Annotated in this window: 22 protein-coding genes and 1 tRNA gene; 13 read left to right on the top strand and 10 right to left on the bottom strand. The window is 62.9% G+C overall.

All coding sequences use genetic code 11. The features are described from left to right. Positions 1-39 precede the first annotated feature (39 nt). Positions 40-321 carry a hypothetical protein gene (locus tag ACT535_RS07890; protein ID WP_476363922.1) on the bottom strand — a complete coding sequence of 94 codons (282 nt, stop codon included), beginning with the start codon at positions 319-321 and terminating at the stop codon, positions 40-42. A 584-nt stretch (positions 322-905) separates the two neighbouring features. Here ACT535_RS07890 and ACT535_RS07885 point away from each other — a divergent pair. The 3 genes from ACT535_RS07885 to ACT535_RS07875 all read left to right on the top strand — a co-directional run bounded on the left by ACT535_RS07885 (position 906) and on the right by ACT535_RS07875 (position 2,753). After that, positions 906-1,382 (top strand): thermonuclease family protein, encoded by a 477-nt coding sequence (locus ACT535_RS07885; protein ID WP_476363921.1) that lies wholly within the window; start codon positions 906-908, stop codon positions 1,380-1,382. Positions 1,383-1,596: 214 nt separating this feature from the next. Further along, complete coding sequence (locus ACT535_RS07880) at positions 1,597-1,839, top strand: hypothetical protein (RefSeq protein WP_394027113.1); 243 nt, start codon at positions 1,597-1,599, stop codon at positions 1,837-1,839. 140 nt (positions 1,840-1,979) lie between these two features. Beyond that, positions 1,980-2,753, top strand: a complete 774-nt coding sequence (locus tag ACT535_RS07875) for a hypothetical protein (RefSeq protein WP_476363920.1) — start codon at positions 1,980-1,982, stop codon at positions 2,751-2,753. A 589-nt stretch (positions 2,754-3,342) separates the two neighbouring features. On the opposite strand, the gene ACT535_RS07870 is transcribed toward ACT535_RS07875, so the two are convergent. The 6 genes from ACT535_RS07870 to ACT535_RS07845 form a co-directional block, all read right to left on the bottom strand. Further along, positions 3,343-3,525, bottom strand: coding sequence for a hypothetical protein (locus ACT535_RS07870; RefSeq protein ID WP_476363919.1), 183 nt, complete (start codon positions 3,523-3,525; stop codon positions 3,343-3,345). Positions 3,526-3,538: 13 nt separating this feature from the next. Next, positions 3,539-4,603, bottom strand: coding sequence for a radical SAM protein (locus ACT535_RS07865; protein WP_476363918.1), 1,065 nt, complete (start codon positions 4,601-4,603; stop codon positions 3,539-3,541). Between the two features lie 29 nt (positions 4,604-4,632). Further along, positions 4,633-4,893 carry a hypothetical protein gene (locus ACT535_RS07860; RefSeq protein WP_476363917.1) on the bottom strand — a complete coding sequence of 87 codons (261 nt, stop codon included), beginning with the start codon at positions 4,891-4,893 and terminating at the stop codon, positions 4,633-4,635. Positions 4,894-5,048: 155 nt separating this feature from the next. Further along, the gene (locus tag ACT535_RS07855; RefSeq protein WP_476363916.1) at positions 5,049-5,303 is read right to left on the bottom strand and encodes a helix-turn-helix transcriptional regulator; all 255 of its coding nucleotides are present in this window, start codon (positions 5,301-5,303) and stop codon (positions 5,049-5,051) included. A 72-nt stretch (positions 5,304-5,375) separates the two neighbouring features. Then, the gene (locus tag ACT535_RS07850; protein WP_476363915.1) at positions 5,376-5,675 is read right to left on the bottom strand and encodes a helix-turn-helix transcriptional regulator; all 300 of its coding nucleotides are present in this window, start codon (positions 5,673-5,675) and stop codon (positions 5,376-5,378) included. A 295-nt stretch (positions 5,676-5,970) separates the two neighbouring features. After that, positions 5,971-6,213, bottom strand: a complete 243-nt coding sequence (locus ACT535_RS07845; protein ID WP_476363914.1) for a helix-turn-helix transcriptional regulator — start codon at positions 6,211-6,213, stop codon at positions 5,971-5,973. Between the two features lie 259 nt (positions 6,214-6,472). On the opposite strand from ACT535_RS07845, the gene ACT535_RS07840 reads away from it, so the two are divergent. From ACT535_RS07840 to ACT535_RS07820, 5 genes are all read left to right on the top strand, one after another. Continuing rightward, a complete protein-coding gene (locus ACT535_RS07840; RefSeq protein ID WP_476363913.1) occupies positions 6,473-6,868 on the top strand; it encodes a hypothetical protein in 396 nt (131 codons plus the stop codon). Positions 6,869-6,991: 123 nt separating this feature from the next. Next, a complete protein-coding gene (locus ACT535_RS07835) occupies positions 6,992-7,771 on the top strand; it encodes a hypothetical protein (RefSeq protein WP_476363912.1) in 780 nt (259 codons plus the stop codon). Between the two features lie 43 nt (positions 7,772-7,814). Next, positions 7,815-8,036 (top strand): helix-turn-helix domain-containing protein, encoded by a 222-nt coding sequence (locus ACT535_RS07830; RefSeq protein ID WP_476363911.1) that lies wholly within the window; start codon positions 7,815-7,817, stop codon positions 8,034-8,036. A gap of 362 nt (positions 8,037-8,398) precedes the next feature. Beyond that, positions 8,399-10,915 carry a DUF3987 domain-containing protein gene (locus ACT535_RS07825; RefSeq protein WP_476363910.1) on the top strand — a complete coding sequence of 839 codons (2,517 nt, stop codon included), beginning with the start codon at positions 8,399-8,401 and terminating at the stop codon, positions 10,913-10,915. A 138-nt stretch (positions 10,916-11,053) separates the two neighbouring features. Continuing rightward, complete coding sequence (locus ACT535_RS07820) at positions 11,054-11,620, top strand: terminase small subunit (protein WP_476363909.1); 567 nt, start codon at positions 11,054-11,056, stop codon at positions 11,618-11,620. Positions 11,621-11,810: 190 nt separating this feature from the next. Here the strand turns inward: ACT535_RS07820 and ACT535_RS07815 are convergent. Further along, a tRNA-Arg gene (locus ACT535_RS07815) sits at positions 11,811-11,887 on the bottom strand. Between the two features lie 240 nt (positions 11,888-12,127). On the opposite strand from ACT535_RS07815, the gene ACT535_RS07810 reads away from it, so the two are divergent. The 5 genes from ACT535_RS07810 (at position 12,128) to ACT535_RS07790 (ending at position 17,848) form a co-directional block, all read left to right on the top strand. After that, positions 12,128-13,015: a hypothetical protein gene (locus tag ACT535_RS07810; protein WP_476363908.1), complete on the top strand. Its 888-nt coding sequence runs from the start codon at positions 12,128-12,130 to the stop codon at positions 13,013-13,015. Between the two features lie 116 nt (positions 13,016-13,131). Then, on the top strand, positions 13,132-14,607 hold the full coding sequence (locus ACT535_RS07805) for a M48 family metalloprotease (RefSeq protein WP_476364009.1): 1,476 nt from the start codon (positions 13,132-13,134) through the stop codon (positions 14,605-14,607). A 91-nt stretch (positions 14,608-14,698) separates the two neighbouring features. Next, positions 14,699-15,223 carry a universal stress protein gene (locus tag ACT535_RS07800; RefSeq protein ID WP_476324209.1) on the top strand — a complete coding sequence of 175 codons (525 nt, stop codon included), beginning with the start codon at positions 14,699-14,701 and terminating at the stop codon, positions 15,221-15,223. Between the two features lie 342 nt (positions 15,224-15,565). Next, positions 15,566-17,287 (top strand): 30S ribosomal protein S1, encoded by a 1,722-nt coding sequence (gene rpsA, locus ACT535_RS07795; RefSeq protein WP_168460054.1) that lies wholly within the window; start codon positions 15,566-15,568, stop codon positions 17,285-17,287. A gap of 156 nt (positions 17,288-17,443) precedes the next feature. Beyond that, a complete protein-coding gene (locus ACT535_RS07790; protein ID WP_476363907.1) occupies positions 17,444-17,848 on the top strand; it encodes an EF-hand domain-containing protein in 405 nt (134 codons plus the stop codon). Positions 17,849-17,979: 131 nt separating this feature from the next. Here ACT535_RS07790 and ACT535_RS07785 read toward each other — a convergent pair whose 3' ends face one another. Further along, complete coding sequence (locus ACT535_RS07785) at positions 17,980-18,732, bottom strand: carbonic anhydrase (protein WP_476363906.1); 753 nt, start codon at positions 18,730-18,732, stop codon at positions 17,980-17,982. 166 nt (positions 18,733-18,898) lie between these two features. Continuing rightward, on the bottom strand, positions 18,899-19,507 hold the full coding sequence (locus tag ACT535_RS07780) for a thiamine phosphate synthase (protein WP_476363905.1): 609 nt from the start codon (positions 19,505-19,507) through the stop codon (positions 18,899-18,901). Between the last annotated feature and the right edge of the window lie 15 nt (positions 19,508-19,522).

Genomic DNA, 19,522 nt, shown 5'->3' with positions numbered 1-19,522 from the left:
ATTCGAAGCGTTTTGTATTGTTCCAATTGGGCCCCATTGTTAATGCCCATCGAGCTTGACGCCCCGCGCCACGATCAGCAGCGCCCCGGCTGAGAGCGGCCGCTGCAGTACCTTCGCCTCCTGCCACGGTGCCCGCATCCACCCATCAATCTCCTCCGGCTCCGTCAGAATCACTGGCACTGCCTTGGGGTGGATGCTGGCAACCGGCTCGCTCGTCTCCGTGGTCAGAAAACTGAAAAGGTCGAGCGTTTCCAGGCCCGTCCGCGGAAAGCATCGCATAGTGGTGTGCTTCGGCAAGGAGGATGAGGCGCGAGCCTTCATGCGCCATTCGCAAGGCGAGCTGGTGCGCTGCGGCTAGGCGAACGTGAGGGTAGACGCGCCCGAAGTTTCACGCGAGCTTTGACGTCGCTGCAATTTGGGGGCGCAAATGGACAGGGCTGTGTTCGCCGTCGTGTTGATCTCACTGGTGTGGGTGCCGTCAGCGGAAGCTTCTCTGGCTTTGCCAGGGAGCGAAGCGCCGACGGGGGTCACGAAGAGGGCTGTTGGCGAGCAGCATGCTGCGTGTGGATCCCGCGGTGGCCCGGGCTACCGCAAGGCCAATGGCAAGTGCGCGTCTTGGCGTCGCTGAGCTTCTTGTGGCTGTCACCGGACAGGCTGGTGTTGCGTACCATCCTTGCCCTGATCGTCGCTCTAGCTGCCTCTCCAGCCGCAGCAACGAATACGCCGTGCTCCGGGAAGAAGGGTGGCATCTCGCATTGCGGCGGCGCCTTGTTTGTCTGCCAAGACAGCTCCACCAGCGCCTCCAAGCAGGATTGCCGAACTTACGAGGGCGGGCGCTACGACACCGACGACTCGGACCCGCCTGCTTCGAGAGTTCCGACACCCCAAACGCGGGGAAAGGGGCAATGATCCGGGCGGCGGTGTTGGCCGCCGGTGTGTTGTTGGCTTTCCCGGCTTTCTCAGGCGAGACGCTCGCCGGCCGGGCCTCGGTGATCGACGGCGACACCATCGAGATCCATGGCACCCGGATCCGCTTGGAGGGCATCGACGCGCCAGAGAGCCGGCAGACCTGCGCGTCCAAGGAGACTGGCGAAGTGGTTCGCTGCGACCAGAAGTCCGCCTTGTTCCTCGCCGACCTGCTGGCCGAGCACGCCGTCACCTGCACGGAGGCCGGAAAGGACCGCTACGGCCGGACCCTTGCCCACTGCGAGGTGGAGGGGCAGGATGTGGGCGCCGCGATGGTACGTGGCGGCTGGGCCCTTGCCTTCGTTCGGTACAGCCGGGAATACCTGCCGCAAGAGGAAGAGGCGCGCACCGCCGACGCGGGCATGTGGGCGATGGAGTTCGTGGCCCCGCGGGACTGGCGAAAGGGCACGCGATGAGGGATCAACCCTGGACCTCGCCCGGGGCGCCGCGCTGGAAGCGATGGGCTGGGAACGTGATCCTTGTGCTCTGCGCCATCGGAGCGTGGATCCTCTATCTCCTCGAACCGATCGTCCGGCTGTGGCGTTGGTGGTTCGGCGTCTGACCTTCCGGCAACGTCGTACGTCGTCTCGGCCGGTGATAGCCTCCCGTCACCACCTGTGGGAGGGAATCATGAAGACGCTCGCCATCGCGCTCGCCCTGCTGTCACTTTCTGCCGCCGCCGCCTCGGCGGACACCTGCGTCGCCAACGCCGACGCGAAGAAGCTCGCGGGCGCGGCGCGCACCAGCTTCCTCACCAAGTGCCAGAAGGACGCGACGACGGCCTGCAACACCCAGGCGGCCGAAAAGAAGCTCCATGGCGCTGCGCAAACCAGCTTCACCACCAAGTGCGTCAAGGATGCTGTGGGGCAATAGACCGGGAGTTCCAGCCTCGCACCGGGGTGTGGCACCACAGCCACGCTGCTGCCTCAGGTTGTTAACTTAACGTTAACTCATCTCGACAGCTGGCTGCATATCCCTGACGATGCCCCCAAAGGTTGGGGGGCGGGAACATCATGCTGAGGTGGGGAATTCGGATCGGCGCGGCGACGACTGCTGCGCTCTTGTTGGCTGGGTGTGTCACGACAGAAGTGGCCCGGTTTCAGCCCAAAGCCCAACAGGAAGCCATCGTGCGCGATGGGCAGCCGGCACTCGTGTCCAAGAAGACGAAGACGGTAGCCCTCGTTCGGCCGGCCTCCCGCGGCCTCCGGCCGGGGGCTCGGCCCGTCTACGTGGTGGGCGTGTTCAACGCTACCGGCGCAGCGATCACCCTCAGGGCCGAAGACATCACGGTTGAGCAGCTGATCGATGGTCAGCCGGTGAAGCCGCTCAAGGTCTACAGCTACGAAGAGCTGGTGCGCGAGGAGCAGACACGCCAGGTGATAACCGCTGTGCTCGTTGGTGTCGCTGCGGGTGCCAACGCCGCCGCTGCGGCCAACGCCGGCTATTACAACAGCACATCACGGGTATACTCGCCCTATGGATCGGCGACGGTCGTGACCTCTGGCTATAGCCCCACGGCGAACGCCATCGCCCAAGCGAACGCCTCGTACCAGAATGCCCAGATGATCAATTCTGCGGTGGAGCGCGGACAACAGAACATGGCCGCTCTGGAGCGCGACGTGATCAAGGACAACACCATGATGCCGGGCGAGTGGTACGGTGGGCAGGTGGTTTTCGATCCGCCACAGACGTCGACAGGAGATCAGAAGGCCTATCGGATCACGATCAACGTGGGTGGCGAGCGTCATGAGGTCGACGTGGCGCAAGAGGCGCCGAGCCGTGTCTGATCGCCTCTTGTGTGCATTCGCATAGAGCGAGGGCGTTCTGGCGTCACTTCCCGCGCTTCCGACGCAGATAGGAGACCGGCCTCGTGCTCGTTCAGGATGCCAATTCTCGCTCCTCGGTGAAGCGGCTGACCTCATGTTCTGGTTCTCTCAATAGCCCAGAACCAACTTAATTCTGGATTCAGCCAGAAGGGCACAACGTCAACGCCACCAAAAATAGCCAATCAATATGTCTACAATCAAAGTCTAGACGATCCAAGCACGGAAGGGCAGGTGCTGCATATCTGATCGCCCGATTGGCGCCGCCACCGACAGCTTTTAAAAATATTGCAAGCCGCGTTAGCTCGATCTTCTTGCCTCGGGGCGTCACTGCTGAGAAGCCGTTCCGGCCAGCCACACTTACCCTCGATCCAATGAGCGCATTCTAGCGAAATGCAATTTGTTGTATAGCGGATATTGCCGCCGTCAGAAGCTCCGACCACAGGCGGCATCGGAAACGGTAAATATCGGAGGCTTCCGTCCACCCCAAGCACACCGAGAACATTGCTCGCGATCTCTATAGGAGCACTTGGACACTGAATCTTTTTCGGCCTCATAGCGGCTCAATACCTATCCAGCCTGGACCTTTAAGTGCAACGTTTTTTGGTGCGCCTGACTTCTTTGCCAAAAATTCGACGAGTTTTTCTTTAAACAGCCGCTCTAGATAAGACTTGTCTTCCGAACTCAATTCAAGCCCAGACAGATCTACGACAATTTTTTGCTCTTCCTCACTCATATCTCTCTCTCCACTAGATGACGATATTCCTAGATGCTGCCTCAGCATATGCGTGCGCGACTTGTATTGTCGCTAGCGCCTCGTCCGTAGCGAGCCATTTTGAAACTTGCTCCGAAAGGGCTAGATTAAAAGTGATCCTTTGGCACTGCTCACAACCAGAACAGGTGGAGATGTCCGGGATCTTTTCCTTTATGAGCGGCAGGTTATCGACCACATGATCCCATCCAAAGGCTCTTAGAATGCCTAAAATCGGCGCAGCTTCAAAGCGATCCAGCATTTCACCGAACGAAATTCCAGAAATATGACCTATTCCAACAACATCATTTGTTTCCCTGCACACAATATTGGAGCAGCATGGAAGTATATTTCCTTCCGCGCTAATGTGGGGACCATCTGATAAGCAATTGGACAGTACAACGTCAGACTTAATTGGATCTGTCGAAATGATATTTGCTCGCCCGCCCCCAACGATATTCTGAATTTCAATTATATCTCCAAACAACGGATTCAGTAAATTCTGCATCTTACTAATATATGCGCTCGACGCCCCCGAATAACGGGCGGCTATCCGAATTCCAAGCTTACTAGCAGCGCGCAAACAGTTCTCAGGGAAGTATATAGGCAAATATTCTTCGTGAAATTCATCGAATGAGACTGTTACGGATTTTATAAAATCAGCATTTTGAAAAAAAAGTTCCGCTGCGGCTTCTGTCTTCGCAAAATATCCGCTTGTCACCAATCCGCAATTTACATTGACGGATTTAGCTACCTTCCCAATACGGTAAAATTCCTCATCAGCTAGCGCACTTTCGCCGCCGGTAAACGTTATAAAGGACACCCGTTCATGACTATCTACGAGGCCATCGCACACCCAACGCCCCAATTCCCTCGTTTTTACCGATCGATCATATGATCCATGACTGGCGCTTACAATACAATGCGCGCACTGCAGCGGGCAATTATTCGTTAATGACAACGCAACATGGAACTTCTTTCGCCGCAATCCGCTGAAGACTCGATCTCGTGCCAAATTGCTGGCACGAGTCAGCGCCCCCGGCTGCGAAATTCGCTCTGACATCGCGACACCGATACCGTTGGGATTGATATTTAAATTTCAATAACCACCTCAGTAACTTTAACAAGGGCTACTATGTCGAGCTTTTTCTTGATCTCCTCGTCCGAGTATCCTTGACTTCCAAGTATTGATTCAATTCGTGCCTTAGTTTGAGGATTTATGATTGAAGGAGAAACATAACTATCTTTAAGTGGCTCAAGAAATTCCTTAGGATTTGCCAAAAATTCACGTAGTTGACCATCCGACATTGCATTGTAGCTAAGTGTAATTGGATTAGCGCGGTTAAATGGCATCTTATCTTCCCCCTTCTTGCATTGATCGATAACAGTCGCTCTTCGCCCAAACGATGTCAATGGCGACCTAGACCGCGGCCTCATCCTATTGATCCGGATGCGGGCTTCGGCGCTGCATCTGGGCAGCGAGGAAGTTGTCGGGTTAGCCCATCCCATCAAACGCGGGGATGCAGAAATGGGTTCTCTGCGGCCTCCTTATCTGGAAGCGCCTCGAACGCAGCGTCGATCTGAAGCCGGCCCCAGACGAGCCGCGCGTTTATTCGCTTGGGCCTCGGCATCCGATTATCGGCGACCAGATCGTCGAACAGGGACGGCGCCACCCCGATATAGGCCGCCGCAATCACTCGGCTTAGACCACGCGGCGTCAGCGACGGCGGAAGGACAAATCGGCGGCTGGTCAGCTCGACCATGGGGCTCTTAAGGTGCGCGGGAATCGGAGCGCTAAGCTATCAGTTCCGCGCCTTTGAATGAGCATCTGCTGTTCACAGTCGAAGATTGTCGTAAGGATCGTCTCGTGCTGCCTTCTCCGGTAGAGCCTCGAAAGCCGCATCGATCTGAAGCCGATCCCAGACATGACGCGCGTTTAGGAGTTTCGGTTTGGGCATTCGCCCATCGGCAACGAGATCGTCGAAAAGCGACGGCGAAATTCCGAGATATGCGGCAGCAATCACGCGGCTCAGGCCTCGCGGCGGCAGAGAGAGTGGCAGCACGTTTCTACGGCCGTCCCCGGTGAGGATCACTTCGGGCACCTGGGGAGCGCGCTGCGATTTGGCAGAAGGCATTGGAGTTCTCCCGGCAAAAGTTGGCGCCGATAGCATACGCCCGGGCTGTGACGAGACAGCTGCCGGAGGGGCAACGTCAGAGGATCTGTTCATTAAGAGGTTTTCCGAGTCCATTGCCGCCCCGCGGTGAGGATGACGCCTGCCAATACGAATTTGGGACATACCAACCGAACGCGAGCCTGCTTGATCCCGCTTCAATGATGTTGCGGAGGGGATAACTGCCACACGAGTGGTTCGCCCGGACAGAACCGCTGCGCGATTGCCATTGCAGAAGTTGACCCTTCAGCCTCTGTATTCAGTCTCGGCTTCTCAACCGCACGCCGGGTCCTCCGTCCTTCAGCTCCCCATCTGCAACGAAGATGACCCCGGCTGCTTCAAGCGCCTTTTTGATCGCCTGAAGGGTGGATGCTTTTGGGTCGGATGACCCCCTCTCGATATTGTTGAGCGCGGTCGCGGAGATGTCCGCCGCTCTGGCCAGATCGGCCTGGGTCAGGGCAAGCATGGCGCGAGCGCCGCGAATTTGCTGAGGCGTTATCATGATGCCCCTATATCGCAAACTTGAAAATTTCCCAAGTGCGGTTGACGATTCTGAAAGTTGGAGTTAATTCCATCCTACTTGAGAATATTTCAAGTGGAGGTGATTGTACACAGCCCCTCTCAGATTATGCGCCGCGCCTAGTCGCTCCTGCGCCAGTCCGTTCAGCCCATTTAAGCCGGCGGCCTGTTTCGCCAATCCTTAAGCCCATCATTCCCCTCAAAATCTGTCTCCCGTCACCCACAACCCAAAAGGAAACAACATGCTCACTACCGTGGCTCTCCTCGTTCAATATTCCACTATGAACACAGCCACAGCAAACGTTCGTGCGCCTGTTTTAGCGATCGGTTCTGACGGTCCCGCACCCCATCCCACTGCATCCTCGCTGAGCATGAAAGATTTGATAGAGGCCCATCGCTTGGCGGAGGCGCGCTTCGTGGCGGCGTGCGAAAGTCAGTCCATAGACATAAAGCAGCTGTTTGAAACATTGGTGATGGCGCGCAACGAACTTCTCGCGAGGCCTCCTATGACTGAAGAGGAGGCAATGATGAAGCGGACACATATTGCGACCTCTGACGACCTGGCCGACGATGAGTTCACGACCGCGGGCGTCGGCGACCTCATCGCTCGGCTGTGCGAGTATCGTCCGGGCGCCTGATCCCACGTCCATCTAATGACGACACGGCAGCACTTCAAACTGACGTATTTCGTTTTGAAAGGCCGCTGAAACATCGGTCCCGGATGATGGTGGACGCTGGTGGACGCGGCGGGAGACGCAGAGATGGATCAGAAACTAACTTTCGACCTGAACACGCTCCCCAGGGAGGGATGGCTGCGCCTGGAAGAGGCAATGCAGTTCGTGCTTTCTGAGGGCGAGGGGGAGTGGGATGAAAGTGTCGCCGCGTTTCAACTCGCGCTGCATGAGGCGGCGAGGGATGGGGCGCTTGTTTTGCACGGCATCCCAAAGCAGTTCGACGAAGATGAATTCGAGGAAGACCCCACCGCTCGCCAGACGATACCATTCACGTACTTCATGCTGAGCGGAGTGTCCGGCTTCGACTACGAGGACGGTTCCATCCTGCCATTTTCATTCGAATCAGATGGCGAGGATAGCTACAACCGGCTCGTTCGTCGCCGCACCCAGCCCATAGCGGGCGCTGCCGATGAATGGCGATTCGTCATCGTCGAGCGAAAGGGGTTCGTCGCATTTCTGCGGGATCGCCTTGGCGCGGTCACGACCGAGGGGATGGAAATCGCGCCCCGTGTCGTCCTACCGAGGGTGTCGGACGCTGAATTGTTGGACATGGTTCGCAAGGCAAACCAGTGGTTGGGCGGCACTGATCCGCATCCGGTGAGCGACGAGGAATTGCGCAAGGAGATCAACCGCGCAATGAAAGGCCGCCGCGCGAACGTGAAGCGCGAAGACGTGCGTGCGGCCCATTCCAAGCTGTTCCCTGGTCGGACCGGCAGCGGACGCTTGCCCAGGGCTGAGAAAGCGGCCCGGGAATTGCGCCGGAGAAATTGCGCTGCGAAGAGCGGCTTGGCGGAATTGTTGCTTTAGACATCCCTGGATGCATGTGAATAATTCGGGACCATCAACACTGATGGTGATCCCGATGAACCCGAACACTTCTTGCGCCGCCCCCTCGGAAAATAGGGTTGTCAGACGCGCCTACACGGTGAAAGACGCAGTAACAGCCTATGGCGTCAGCCGAAGCGTCCTCTACGTACTGCTGAAGGAAGGCAAGCTTCGTGACCGCAAGGTCGGTGGGCGGCGCGTGCTTCTCGCCGACGACCTCGATGCACTCGTCGGCGTGGAGGGCTGATTATGTCCCGCTCCGATAAGTTCGCCGGGCGCCGCTGGAACGGCTCGCCTTCGGACGCCTCTTGTACGACTTGCATCCATTTTGCCCCCCTTGATCCGCGCGACCCATGGCCGTCCGGAGAGTGCAGGATATCCGCTCCGACGCGGGGTGAACGCCGCTGGCCACGCGTCGAGTCTCGGCGCGACTGGTGCAGCAAGTGGGTGCTCGACCCTACAGCGGGCCCCCTACCGGACTGGACCAACAAAACTCACGGCGAGATCGCAAAAGAGATCGATCGCGGGCGCTAGTCCCACGGCCGTGAAGCAGAACGCAGAGGGGCCAGCCCCACGAAAGTCGGCCTCTCCAGAAATTCAGTGTGGTGCATGATGAACGCGACGATCACGCCAACCGAAAGCGCGCCCGCGGCGGCTTCCAACACCCCATCGGTCTCGCTTGTTCTGACCGCCGCGCTCGGATACGCCGCACAAGGCTGGCCAGTATTTCCTTGCGCCCCCGAGACGAAGGCGCCGCTGACACCGCATGGCTTCCGCGATGCTAGCGCCGACCCGGCCCGCATACGCCAATGGTGGACGCGCTGGCCCGATGCGATGCTGGGGCTGCCAACCGGCGCGGCCTCGGGCGTATTCGTCATCGACCTCGATGTTGATCCTACAAAGGGATTCAACGGCATCGCCGAAGTCGAACGGCTGGAAGCCGCCCATTCCCGTCTACCAGATGGCCCTGCTGCGACCACGCCGCGCGGCGGCGCGCACCTGTTCTTCAAGCATGATCCTGACAGACCGTTGCGCTGCTCCACTGGTCGCATTGCCCCAGGCATTGACGTACGCGCCGATGGCGGTTTCGTCGTCCTCGCCCCGTCCATTCGGTCCGATGGGGCGCGTTACGAATGGATCACTCCTCCGTTCGCCGACCTCGACTTTCCCGACCTGCCTACTTGGCTCCACGACCTCGCCGACCGGCCGAAGGCCGCTCCTCCAGTCCCTGTTGCTCCCGTCGCCTGTCACCAGCCCCCCGACCTCGATCCGCGCCGCCGCGCCTATGCCCTCGCCGCCCTCGACCGCGAGGCGGAAGCGGTAGCCACCGCGCCGGAAGGCGGACGGAATGCGCGGTTGAACCAAGCCGCCCACGCGTTGGGGAACTTCGTCCAGGCCGGAGCTCTAGGCGAAGGTGAGGTGGTCCAAACCCTCAGCGCTGCTGCTCTTGAGGCCGGGTTGGTGGGGAGCGAGATCATGAAGACCATCCGCAGCGGCCTCGTCGCCGGCGTGCGGAAGGAGCCCCGTTGGCCAGCCGAATGGCAACACGAGCTGGCCGAAGCCGATGCGGCGATTGCTCTCAACGCCCACCTCGTGGACGGGGTCGATGGGGCGCCCCATCTGCCAGCCCCCGGTGGCGCGTCGTGGGCCGACCCCGACCTCAGCATCCTCGCCGAGAACCGCCGCGCACCTCCGAAGTTTGATGCCGAGTGGCTTGGCCCCGCGCTCGCCGGCTGGGTGCGCGCGACCGCGAAAGCGACTTCAGCACCGGCAGATTATGTCGCTGTCGCGCTGCTGACCCTCGCCGGCAGCATGATTGGCAACCAGCGCCGCGCGCTGGTTGGCGCAAAGTGGACGGAGCCGCCGATCCTGTTCACTGCGCTTGTCGGCTTCCCGTCCGCCGGCAAAAGCCCTGCCCTTGGTGCCGTTATGTCCCTCGCCTCCGAGGAGGAGGCGCGGCTCGCCGGCATCTATCGCGAGCAGCTTGTAGAATACGAGCGCCGGAAAGCCGCCTCGGAGGCGGCGCGCTCCGCATACAAAGTTGCGTGCCGCGAAGCCTTGCGCGGCAGCCCGGAGCTTGCCGAGGCGGTGCCGGTGCCGACGCCGGAAGGGATGGAGGAACCGACGAAGCCATTTCTCGGTCGGGTCATAGTGCAGGACGCAACCGTCGAGAAGCTTGCCTACATCGCGGCCGGGAATCCGAAAGGTTTTCTCTCATTCCACGATGAGCTTGCTGGCCTACTCTCCAGCTTTGGCCGGTATAGTGGGAACGGTGGATCGGACCGGGCCTTCTGGTTGCAAGCATATAACGGCCGCAGTCATGTGGTTGATCGCGTGAAGGCCGACGAGCCGATCCGTATTCCTCACCTATCGGTCGGAGTGCTGGGCGGCATCCAGCCGGATCGGGCTGCCGAGTTGCTGGCCGGTGCCGATGATGGGCTGCCCGCGCGCTTCCTCTGGTGTTGGCCTGACCCGGAGCCGGGCTTTGCCGTCGCGCGCGGTGCGATCGACGACACCCTTGCGCAGCAAGCCATCAGCCGCCTCGCCCGCCTCGGCATGGCGCCACAGACAGTGGGGCAGCCGGACGCGCCCATCCTCGTCCCCTTGGAGGAGGTCGCGATCCATCGCGTTGAGCGCATCGCGCGGGAGATGAAGGAGCGCGAGTTAGGCGCCTCTCCCCTGATGCGAGGCGCGCTGGGCAAGGTGCGGGGCGCCGTGGTCCGACTCGCCACGATCCTTTCCTATTTGTGGTGGGCGGCATCTTCGCGTGACCCCTTCGACGAGCCGCGGGAGATTGGCGAGGCTGCCGTCGCAACGGCTGTTGAGATGATGCTGCGATATTTCACCCCGATGGCCGAGCGCGTTTTCGGCGACGCCGCCATCCCGGTGGCGGAAACAAACGCGACGACGCTTGCCCGCCACCTACGCGAGAAGGGCCTTCCATCCTTCAATGCCCGCGCTGTCGGCCGCGAGATGGGTGCTCCTCTCCGGATGGCAGCCGATATGGATGCCGCCTGCGATGAATTGGTCGAGGCCGGGCTGATCCGGCCTATCGGTGCCCTGAAGGCTGGACGTGGTCGGAAGCCCAAGGACTTCCGGATCAACCCGGCGATGCTGCGACCATAATTATTATGGCGGGCACGTCCAATTGCGGCAAAGCCCCAAAGCCAAATCGAACTCAGTCAACATATTGAAAATCAATATTAATCAAGCTTCGTCGATTTCGGCCAATTTGGCCAAGGGAAATAGAGAAAGGAAGAGATCATGACACCCAAGCAGCAGCGGTTCGTCGCCGAGTACCTCATCGACCTCAACGCCACGCGCGCCGCGATCCGGGCGGGGTATAGCCCTCGGACGGCCCGACAGATCGGAGAGGAGAACCTGACTAAACCTGACGTAAAGGCCGCCGTCGAAGCGGCGATGGCCGAACGGGCAGCCCGCACCGAGATCACGGCTGATCGCGTGTTGAAGGAGCTCGCGAAGGTCGCCTTCTTTAACATCAAGTCCGCGCTGAACCCGGACGGCTCGCTGAAGCCCATCGACGAGATGGACGATGACACGGCAGCGGTCATCGCCGCACTCGACGTGACCGAGCTGTCCGACGCCGAGGGAAACCCGGTGGGGCGCATCAAGAAGGTGAAACTGGCCGACAAGCTGGCAGCACTCGATAAGATCGGCCGCCATCTCGGGATGTGGAACGATAAACTGACGCTGAAAGGCGATCCCGACAACCCGCTGGTGCTGCTTGTGCAGCAACTCCAAGGAAGTGCGATCCGCCCGGTCGAGATCGCGCCCGCGGAAGAGCCAGTCGCCGTCCACGGACCGTACTGACCACCACCATCACCACCACCGACTGAGGGGGCTGCCGCAAGGTGGCCCCTTCTTCATTCAGAGGCACATCCATCCCAGACCATCCACCAGCGTCCCAGTGAAGCCAGCGCCAGAAGTGGGGTTATTCGTGGGGTTGAGTCAGATCGTCGCCGACTGACGCCTTGTAAATCAGTGGCTTAGTTGGTCTACATGGTGTCCCGGAAGGGATTCGAACCCCTGACCTGCGGTTTAGGAAACCGCTGCTCTATCCTGCTGAGCTACCGGGACACGCCCCCCTTCTAAATCGCGGCACGCCGGGAGGGAAGGGGCGGGACGGTGGCTTTCCCCGCCCGAGGCGGGACGCGACGGCCCGGGCGCGGGCGAAAGGCGCGGTAAGGACAGTTGATCGGCGTGGTCTTCAATCGGTGGCCCGGTTGCAGCTATCGTCGTCGGATGACGCAGGGCCATCCACTATTGCGCGCCGGTGCATGGCGCAGCACGCGATCGTTGCGGACGCGGTGGCGCGTCATGGCCTTGAGTGGCGCCATCGCCCTTGGCGCTGGTCTGTCCTGCGCAATCGTCGCCCCTGCCGTCGCCCGATCGGCGCCGAGGGCGGCGGCACCGGCGGCTCCCGCGGACGCTGTCTGCTCGGTCGGCACGCAGGATGCGGCTGGACGGGGCGCCCGCTGGAGCGATGCGGGAACGCTGACCCTCGCCGATGGCAAAAGCCTCGTCCCGGAAGGCATCGCGCTGCCGACGCGGCTGTGGCCCGACACGGGGATGCTGGCGCGCGCCGCGGATGCGGCCGCTTCGGTACTTGAGGAATGCACGGTGGCGCCGGCCTCCGCCACGCTCGACCGCCACGGCCGGCTTGTCGGAGCCGCGGGGCTCGCCTGCCCGATGGCAGAACCAAGCCGGCGGGAGGATCTCGCCACCGCCTTGGCAAGGGCAGGCGCTGGCTACGCCACGGCTGATGGCGATGCCGCCTGTGCGGCGCAGCGCCTTGCTGCCGAAGCAGAGGCGCGCCTCGCCCGCCGTGGCATCTGGAGCTTGGGCGCGGCCATTGCGCCGGCCGGCGATCAGCGCGCCATGGAGGAACGGCTCGGCCTGTACACCGTTGCGGAAGGACGGGTCCTCGCGGTTGGCGGGCGGGATCGGGTGTTCCTGAATTTCGGGTCAAGCTGGAAGCAAGATTTCACTGTCATGCTGGCGAGGGAGGATTTCGCCACAATCTTGGGCGATAGGCTCGATCCTGCCATCTTGCGCGGGTCCCTTATCCAGGTAAGGGGCGTCGTTCGCGAGGAGGGCGGGCCGGCGATGGCGCCGCGGCGACGGGGCGAGGTGCTGCGCATCGAGGGCGAGGCTGAGGCCAGGCCCGATGGGCAGGCGCTGCCGTCGAGGCGCCGGGAGCGGTGAACGGATGGGTGAGGTGCTGGGTGCGTGAGGCGCTGACAGGGCAGGGTGCGGCGGGGCGGGTTCAGGCCGAACGGCCTGTGCGCACGCGTGTCCTGCGCTCCGGGTCCGGCGCACGCCTGGGCGCTTGCCGCGCGCTTCTGGCCTGCGCCGCTGTCGCCTTCCCTCTGTGGCTCACCGGATGCACCGGAATCGATCTCGATCAGGTGAGCGTGCCGCTCGCCTCTGCCAGCCCGCCGTCTGAATATGCCGACATGTCGCCCAGCCAGCGGCGCGAGCATGAAAAGCTCGTGGCGAGCTATGGTGGCGCCTACGACGATCCCGAACTGAAGGCGCTCATCCAGAAGGTGGTGGAGCGTCTCGTTGCGGCCTCCGAGCGGCCGGACCTCAAATACCGCGTGACCGTGCTGAACTCGCCGGCAATCAACGCCTTCGCCCTGCCGGACGGCTCGCTCTACGTGACCCGAGGCTTGCTGGCGCTGGCCAACGACACGTCCGAGCTGTCTTCCGTGCTCGCGCACGAGATGGCGCATGTCATCGCCCGGCACGCCACCATCCGCGAGGACCAGGTGAAGCAGGCGGTGCTGGTGAGCCGCGTCATCTCGGACGTGGTGAACGACCCCGACCTCGGCGCCCTCGCCATGCAGAAGAGCCGCCGCACGCTGGCCTCGTTCAACCGCGGGCAGGAACTGGAGGCCGATGCCATCGGCGTCGGCATCGCCGCGCGTGCGGGCTTCGATCCCTACGGCGCCTCGCGCTTCCTCGCCGACATGGGCCGCTATTCGGAGATGAAGAGCACGGCCTTCTCCGGCTCGTCGTCCAGCACGCCAGACATGGATTTCCTGTCATCGCATCCGGCGACGCCGGAGCGCATCTCCATCGCCATCGCCAATGCCCGCCAGTATGCGCCGGCGGCCGGGCCATCCGACGGCGAGCGCGACCGCAGCGCTTATTTCAGCGTCATCAATGGCATGGTCTACGGAGATGACCCCAAGGAGGGCTTCGTCCGCGGGCGCAAGTTCCTGCACCCCAAGCTCGGCTTCACCTTCACCGCGCCGGAGGGCTTCTCGCTGGAGAACACCTCCCAGGCGGTGCTGGGGGCCACCCAGACCGGCCGCGAGGCGCTCAGGCTCGATGCCGTGCGCATTCCCGCCGACCAGTCCCTGGGGCAGTATCTTTCCTCTGGCTGGATCGACGGGGTGGAGATCAACACGGTCGAATCGCTCACGGTGAACGGCTTCAGCGCGGCTACTGCCGTGGCGCGGGGCGACCAGTGGTCGTTCCGCATGTTCGCCATACGCTTCGGCTCGGACGTCTACCGCCTGATCTTCGCCGCCCGCGAGCTGACACCGGAACTGGACAAGCAGTTCCGCGCCGCTGCCGATACCTTCCGCCGCGTTTCCTCCGGCGAGGCGGACACGGTGAAGCCGCTGCGCGTGCGCATCGTCCAGGTGGGCCTCGGCGACAATGTGGAGAAGATCGCCGGCAAGATGCAGGTGCCTGACCGGCCGGTGGAGCGCTTCCTCATCCTCAACGGGCTGGAGGCCAATGCCCGGCTGAAGTATGGCGACAAGGTCAAGATCATCGCCGATTGAGGCGCCGGGCGCTCCCGTTGAATTGATGGGACGCAAGAAGCTTCACCGCTGGCCGCTGCTATGATCGCGTCTCCCGCTGCGGGAGGACGCCATGTACAAGAAAATTCTCGTCGCTACCGACGGTTCAGCCCTATCGGACCTCGCGGTCGCCCACGCGGTCGCGCTGGCCGCAGGGCTCCATGCCGGCCTCGTGATCGTCACCGCCAGCGAGCGGTTTCATATCTTTTCCACCGAGGCCGACCAGATCGCCGACACCGAGGCGGAATACCGCCGCCAGACCGGACGGCGGGCGGATGCCGTTCTGTCCCGCGCGGCCGACACGGCGGCCGCCGCCGGAATCGAGGCGACGCGGGTGCATGTGGAAGACGACCAGCCGTTTCGCGGGATCATCGCCACCGCCGAGGCCCAGGGCTGCGATCTCATCGTGATGGCCTCCCATGGCCGCAGCGGCCTCTCCGCGGTGGTGCTTGGCAGCGAGACCACCAAGGTGCTTACCCATTCCGGCATCCCGGTTCTCGTGGTGCGGGAGGAGGTTGCGCCGACGGTCCAGACCGGTGCGTCCGGCAGCGTGGAATGGCCCCAGCCGAGCCCCGCCTTCCTCGCGCCGGGTCGCTGAGCGCCTCTCCGGGGCGCCCGCCGGCAGCCCGGCCTTGGCGCCAGCCCTTGCGCCATCGGGCTTTTTGGACTATGTGAGCCGCGTTCGTGGCCGCGCTCCCCAAGCGGGGAGCCGCCCGGGTGGGCAGGGACCGGCGGTATACGCGGGTCCTGATCGTCGGAGGCAGCCCGCCCTGGCTTTCTGTGAGCGCGCATCGACACCCAATTCATCGCCTGTGCCGCCCGGCCTTCGCGCCGGCCCGCCGCTTTGCGGCGGCCGTTCGTCATTCCCATGGAATGGCGGACATCCGAGCGGTTCGGGCCTCGCAACACGAGATGCCGGCGCAGCAAGTCTGGAGCGTGAATGTCCGCCGTAGAAACCACCCGTGAGGATTTTGCCGCCCTGCTCGATGAGAGCTTCGGCCGTGCCGATACCAGTGAAGGTTCGGTGGTCAAGGGCATCGTGGTCGCCATCGAGAAGGATCTGGCGATCATCGATATCGGCCTGAAGACGGAAGGGCGCGTGGCCCTGCGCGAGTTCGCCGGCCCCGGCCGCGAAAGCCCGATCAAGGTCGGCGACGAGGTCGAGGTCTATCTCGAGCGCGTCGAGAACGCGATGGGTGAAGCCGTCCTCTCGCGCGACAAGGCGCGCCGCGAGGAAAGCTGGGTCAAGCTCGAGAAGGCCTTCACGGCCAACGAGAAGGTCTTCGGCGTGATCTTCAACCAGGTGAAGGGCGGCTTTACCGTCGATCTCGACGGCGCCGTGGCCTTCCTGCCGCGCTCTCAGGTGGACATCCGCCCGATCCGCGACGTCGGCCCGCTGATGCACAATCAGCAGCCCTTCCAGATCCTCAAGATGGATCGCCGCCGCGGCAACATCGTCGTCTCCCGCCGCACCGTGCTGGAAGAGACCCGCGCCGAGCAGCGCCACGAGCTGGTGCAGAATCTCGAAGAGGGTCAGGCCATCGACGGCGTGGTCAAGAACATCACCGATTACGGTGCGTTCGTTGATCTCGGCGGCATCGACGGCCTGCTGCACGTCACCGACATCGCCTGGCGACGCGTGAACCACCCGACTGAGGTGCTCAACATCGGCCAGACGGTGAAGGTCAAGATCATCAAGATCAACCACGAGACCCACCGCATCTCGCTCGGCATGAAGCAGCTTCTGGGCGATCCCTGGGAGGGCATCGAGGCCAAGTATCCGGTGGAGGCCCGCTTCAAGGGTCGCGTCACCAACATCACCGACTACGGCGCGTTCGTGGAGCTGGAGCCCGGCATCGAGGGCCTCATCCACGTCTCCGAGATGTCGTGGACCAAGAAGAACGTCCACCCCGGCAAGATCGTCTCCACCTCCCAGGAGGTCGAGGTTCAGGTGCTGGAAGTGGATTCGGCCAAGCGCCGCATCTCCCTCGGCCTCAAGCAGACCCTCCAGAATCCCTGGGAGGCCTTCGCCGAGAAGTATGCGCCCGGCGCCGTGGTGGAAGGCGAGGTCAAGAACAAGACCGAGTTCGGCCTGTTCCTCGGCCTCGACGGCGATGTGGACGGCATGGTCCACCTCTCCGACCTCGACTGGAACCGTCCGGGCGAGCAGGTGATCGACGAATACCGCAAGGGCGACATGGTGAAGGCCGTGGTGCTCGACGTGGACGTCGAGAAGGAGCGCATCTCCCTCGGCATCAAGCAGCTGGCCGGCGATCCCTTCGCCGACGCGGGCGAGGTGAAGAAGGGTGCGGTCGTGACCTGCGAAGTCACCGACGTGAAGGACGGCGGCATCGAGGTGAAGCTCACCGGCACCGACCTCTCCGCCTTCATCAAGCGCTCCGAGCTGGCCCGCGACCGCAACGACCAGCGCCCCGAGCGCTTCTCGGTCGGCGACAAGCTCGACGCCCGCGTCACCCTGTTCGACCGCAAGGCGCGCAAGGTGCAGGTCTCCATCAAGGCGATGGAAATCGCGGAAGAGCGTGAGGCCGTGGCCCAGTTCGGCTCGCAGGATTCGGGCGCTTCGCTCGGCGACATCCTGGGTGCCGCGCTGAAGCAGCGCGCCGCCGACGCCACCGCCGACGAGGCCGAGAAGGAGGACTGATCGCCACGCGCGATCGGATCACCTGCAAGAACGAAGGGCCGGTGCGTTGCACCGGCCCTTTTTTTCAACCCGTGCGCCATTCGGACGCCGCCGGGCGTTCTTGTGCCGTTACCCGCGCGGAAGTATCCAAGTCTGGTTGTCAACGGGAGGTTTGCCATGAAGCGCAGGATGATTTCCCTCGGCGTCGTCGCCGCGGTCTCGCTCGCCGCCACGGGTTCGGCCTTCGCCCTCACCGGCAAGGAGTTCCTGGCCAAGTACAACAAGGATAAGGACAGCACCGTCGAGATCGTCGAGGCCATCGACCTCGGGACCAAGGTGTTCAAGGTCATCAATCCCGACAAGGACAAGACCCTCGAGGCCTCCGAGACCAAGGGGCGCCTGACCGACGAGGACTGGGCCGCGGTCAATAAGGACGGCGACAAGACGCTGGAGCTCGACGAGTGGCTCATCATCGTGCGCAAGCGCTTCAACGATGCCGACGCCAACAAGGACGGCAAGCTGACCGAGGCCGAGCTGGACTCTCCCGCCGGGCAGCAGCTGCTCCTGCTCATCGCCAAGTGACGGGCCAAGTGACGAGCCAAGTGACTCGTTAGGTGACGGGCCGCCTCTGAAAAGAAAAGGGGAGGACGTGGCGTCCTCCCCGGCCCCTGAGGACCCCGCCATGGGGTGAGGCCTCTTGAGTGCGCGTAGCCTCAGTTGAGGCGCAGCAGAAAGCGCCGGTTCACCGCCTGCAACGGGCGGGCGTTCATGGGGAAGATGGCGCGGAAGGCGTCGATGTCCGCCTGCGCCACTTCGATGGGCGCCGCGAACACGTTCCAGTCCACGATTTCCGAGCAGGGCGGGGTGGTCAGCGACCCCTCGTAGCGATACGTGCCGCGGGCCGGCGGCAGGAAGGCCGACGGATCAAGCGGCGCAGCCAGCGTCTTGTCTCCCGCGGTGCGCGGTGCGGCCGCCATGATCGAAGAGAATGCGGCATTGGCCGCGCCGGGCACCATGAAAACGCCGGCCACCAGAAGCCCTCCCTCGGGCGCCGCATGGACAAAATGGACCTCCATGGCCGTGCGCTTGCCATCGATGGCGTGCTCGCTCGGCGCATGGAAGTGGAACTGCTTCAGCGCGTAGGTCTTGCCGCCCATGGCGGCGGTGCCGCCGTCGCCGGCCACGTCGGCCTGGACGGTGTGGCCGTTGTTCACCACCTTGTAGGCGAACGGCTTCCAGGCGAGCACAGGCCCGGCGCTTTCCGCCTTGACCGCGCCCTCCAGATTGATCGGCGATTGCTGGCTGCCGACCGAGCAGGCCGAAAAGCCCTTCTCCAGCGAACCCCATTCCTGCGGTCCGCCGTGCCCCTCATAGGTCCAGTGCGCGCCTTCGGAAGCGCGGGCGGCGCTGGCGCAGACCGGGCACGCGACGAGGCCCGCGAGCAGCGTGCGGCGATTGATGGTCATGGTGTGCTCCTTTCGGCGACAATGCCGCCTGGAGCGCGGTTCGATTGGTGCGCCCCTGATGCGTGGAAGAAAGCTCTTCCGGCCAACCAATCGTTGTCCGGGAAAGATCTGCCACGGCTAGCAAGGGAGGAACTTCAAGGGTTAGGGGAGATCGATCCGGAACGGATCAGGTCGGCCGTTCCGCCATCGCTTCGCGGAGCGAGGCCACTGCCAATTCGGGGTATTCGGCCCGCATGATGCCGCCCATGATGGCAATTCCCCGCGCGCCTGCCGCGATGCAGGTCGCTGCCGTTGTGGAATCGATTCCAGCGAGCGCGACAACCGGCACCGCGCTGGTCCGCGCGAAGGCTGAAAGCCCCTCAAGCCCCAGAGCCGGGCCATGGCCCGGCTTGGACCTCGTGAGGAAAACGGGGCTGGCGGTAATGTAGTCGAGTGTCGCCGGATCGGCCGCGGCGGCCTCGGCGAGGGTGTGGGTGGAGAGGCCGATCAGAGCATCCCGCCCGAGCAGCGCCCGCGCCGCAGCGGCATCCCCGCCGCCGGACAGATGCACGCCATCCGCCCCCGCGGCCCGCGCCAGCTCGGGCGGGCCATGCAGCGTCAGCCGTACGTCGTGAGGTTTCGTGATGGCGCGCAGCCGGGCGAAGAGCGCAATCTGCTCGGCGGCCGGCAGGTCCTTCTCCCGCAGGCTTACCCATCTGCACCCGCCCGCGCAGGCTGCCGCCACCACCTCCACCAGATCGCCCCGCGCCAGCGTTCGGTCGGTGATGAGAAGCAATGGCGGCGTCGGCAG

Source organism: Xanthobacter sp. DMC12 (assembly GCF_056314105.1).
This window is presented reverse-complemented; position numbering and strand designations above follow the sequence as displayed.

What these genes read in the sequence shown, in the direction of transcription:
- ACT535_RS07890 (WP_476363922.1), bottom strand. Translation starts at nt 321, where the DNA reads ATGAAGGCTCGCGCCTCATCCTCCTTGCCGAAGCACACCACTATGCGA.
- ACT535_RS07885 (WP_476363921.1), top strand. Translation starts at nt 906, where the DNA reads ATGATCCGGGCGGCGGTGTTGGCCGCCGGTGTGTTGTTGGCTTTCCCG.
- ACT535_RS07880 (WP_394027113.1), top strand. Translation starts at nt 1,597, where the DNA reads ATGAAGACGCTCGCCATCGCGCTCGCCCTGCTGTCACTTTCTGCCGCC.
- ACT535_RS07875 (WP_476363920.1), top strand. Translation starts at nt 1,980, where the DNA reads ATGCTGAGGTGGGGAATTCGGATCGGCGCGGCGACGACTGCTGCGCTC.
- ACT535_RS07870 (WP_476363919.1), bottom strand. Translation starts at nt 3,525, where the DNA reads ATGAGTGAGGAAGAGCAAAAAATTGTCGTAGATCTGTCTGGGCTTGAA.
- ACT535_RS07865 (WP_476363918.1), bottom strand. Translation starts at nt 4,603, where the DNA reads ATGTCAGAGCGAATTTCGCAGCCGGGGGCGCTGACTCGTGCCAGCAAT.
- ACT535_RS07860 (WP_476363917.1), bottom strand. Translation starts at nt 4,893, where the DNA reads ATGCCATTTAACCGCGCTAATCCAATTACACTTAGCTACAATGCAATG.
- ACT535_RS07855 (WP_476363916.1), bottom strand. Translation starts at nt 5,303, where the DNA reads ATGGTCGAGCTGACCAGCCGCCGATTTGTCCTTCCGCCGTCGCTGACG.
- ACT535_RS07850 (WP_476363915.1), bottom strand. Translation starts at nt 5,675, where the DNA reads ATGCCTTCTGCCAAATCGCAGCGCGCTCCCCAGGTGCCCGAAGTGATC.
- ACT535_RS07845 (WP_476363914.1), bottom strand. Translation starts at nt 6,213, where the DNA reads ATGATAACGCCTCAGCAAATTCGCGGCGCTCGCGCCATGCTTGCCCTG.
- ACT535_RS07840 (WP_476363913.1), top strand. Translation starts at nt 6,473, where the DNA reads ATGCTCACTACCGTGGCTCTCCTCGTTCAATATTCCACTATGAACACA.
- ACT535_RS07835 (WP_476363912.1), top strand. Translation starts at nt 6,992, where the DNA reads ATGGATCAGAAACTAACTTTCGACCTGAACACGCTCCCCAGGGAGGGA.
- ACT535_RS07830 (WP_476363911.1), top strand. Translation starts at nt 7,815, where the DNA reads ATGGTGATCCCGATGAACCCGAACACTTCTTGCGCCGCCCCCTCGGAA.
- ACT535_RS07825 (WP_476363910.1), top strand. Translation starts at nt 8,399, where the DNA reads ATGATGAACGCGACGATCACGCCAACCGAAAGCGCGCCCGCGGCGGCT.
- ACT535_RS07820 (WP_476363909.1), top strand. Translation starts at nt 11,054, where the DNA reads ATGACACCCAAGCAGCAGCGGTTCGTCGCCGAGTACCTCATCGACCTC.
- ACT535_RS07810 (WP_476363908.1), top strand. Translation starts at nt 12,128, where the DNA reads ATGGCCTTGAGTGGCGCCATCGCCCTTGGCGCTGGTCTGTCCTGCGCA.
- ACT535_RS07800 (WP_476324209.1), top strand. Translation starts at nt 14,699, where the DNA reads ATGTACAAGAAAATTCTCGTCGCTACCGACGGTTCAGCCCTATCGGAC.
- rpsA (WP_168460054.1), top strand. Translation starts at nt 15,566, where the DNA reads ATGTCCGCCGTAGAAACCACCCGTGAGGATTTTGCCGCCCTGCTCGAT.
- ACT535_RS07790 (WP_476363907.1), top strand. Translation starts at nt 17,444, where the DNA reads ATGAAGCGCAGGATGATTTCCCTCGGCGTCGTCGCCGCGGTCTCGCTC.
- ACT535_RS07785 (WP_476363906.1), bottom strand. Translation starts at nt 18,732, where the DNA reads ATGACCATCAATCGCCGCACGCTGCTCGCGGGCCTCGTCGCGTGCCCG.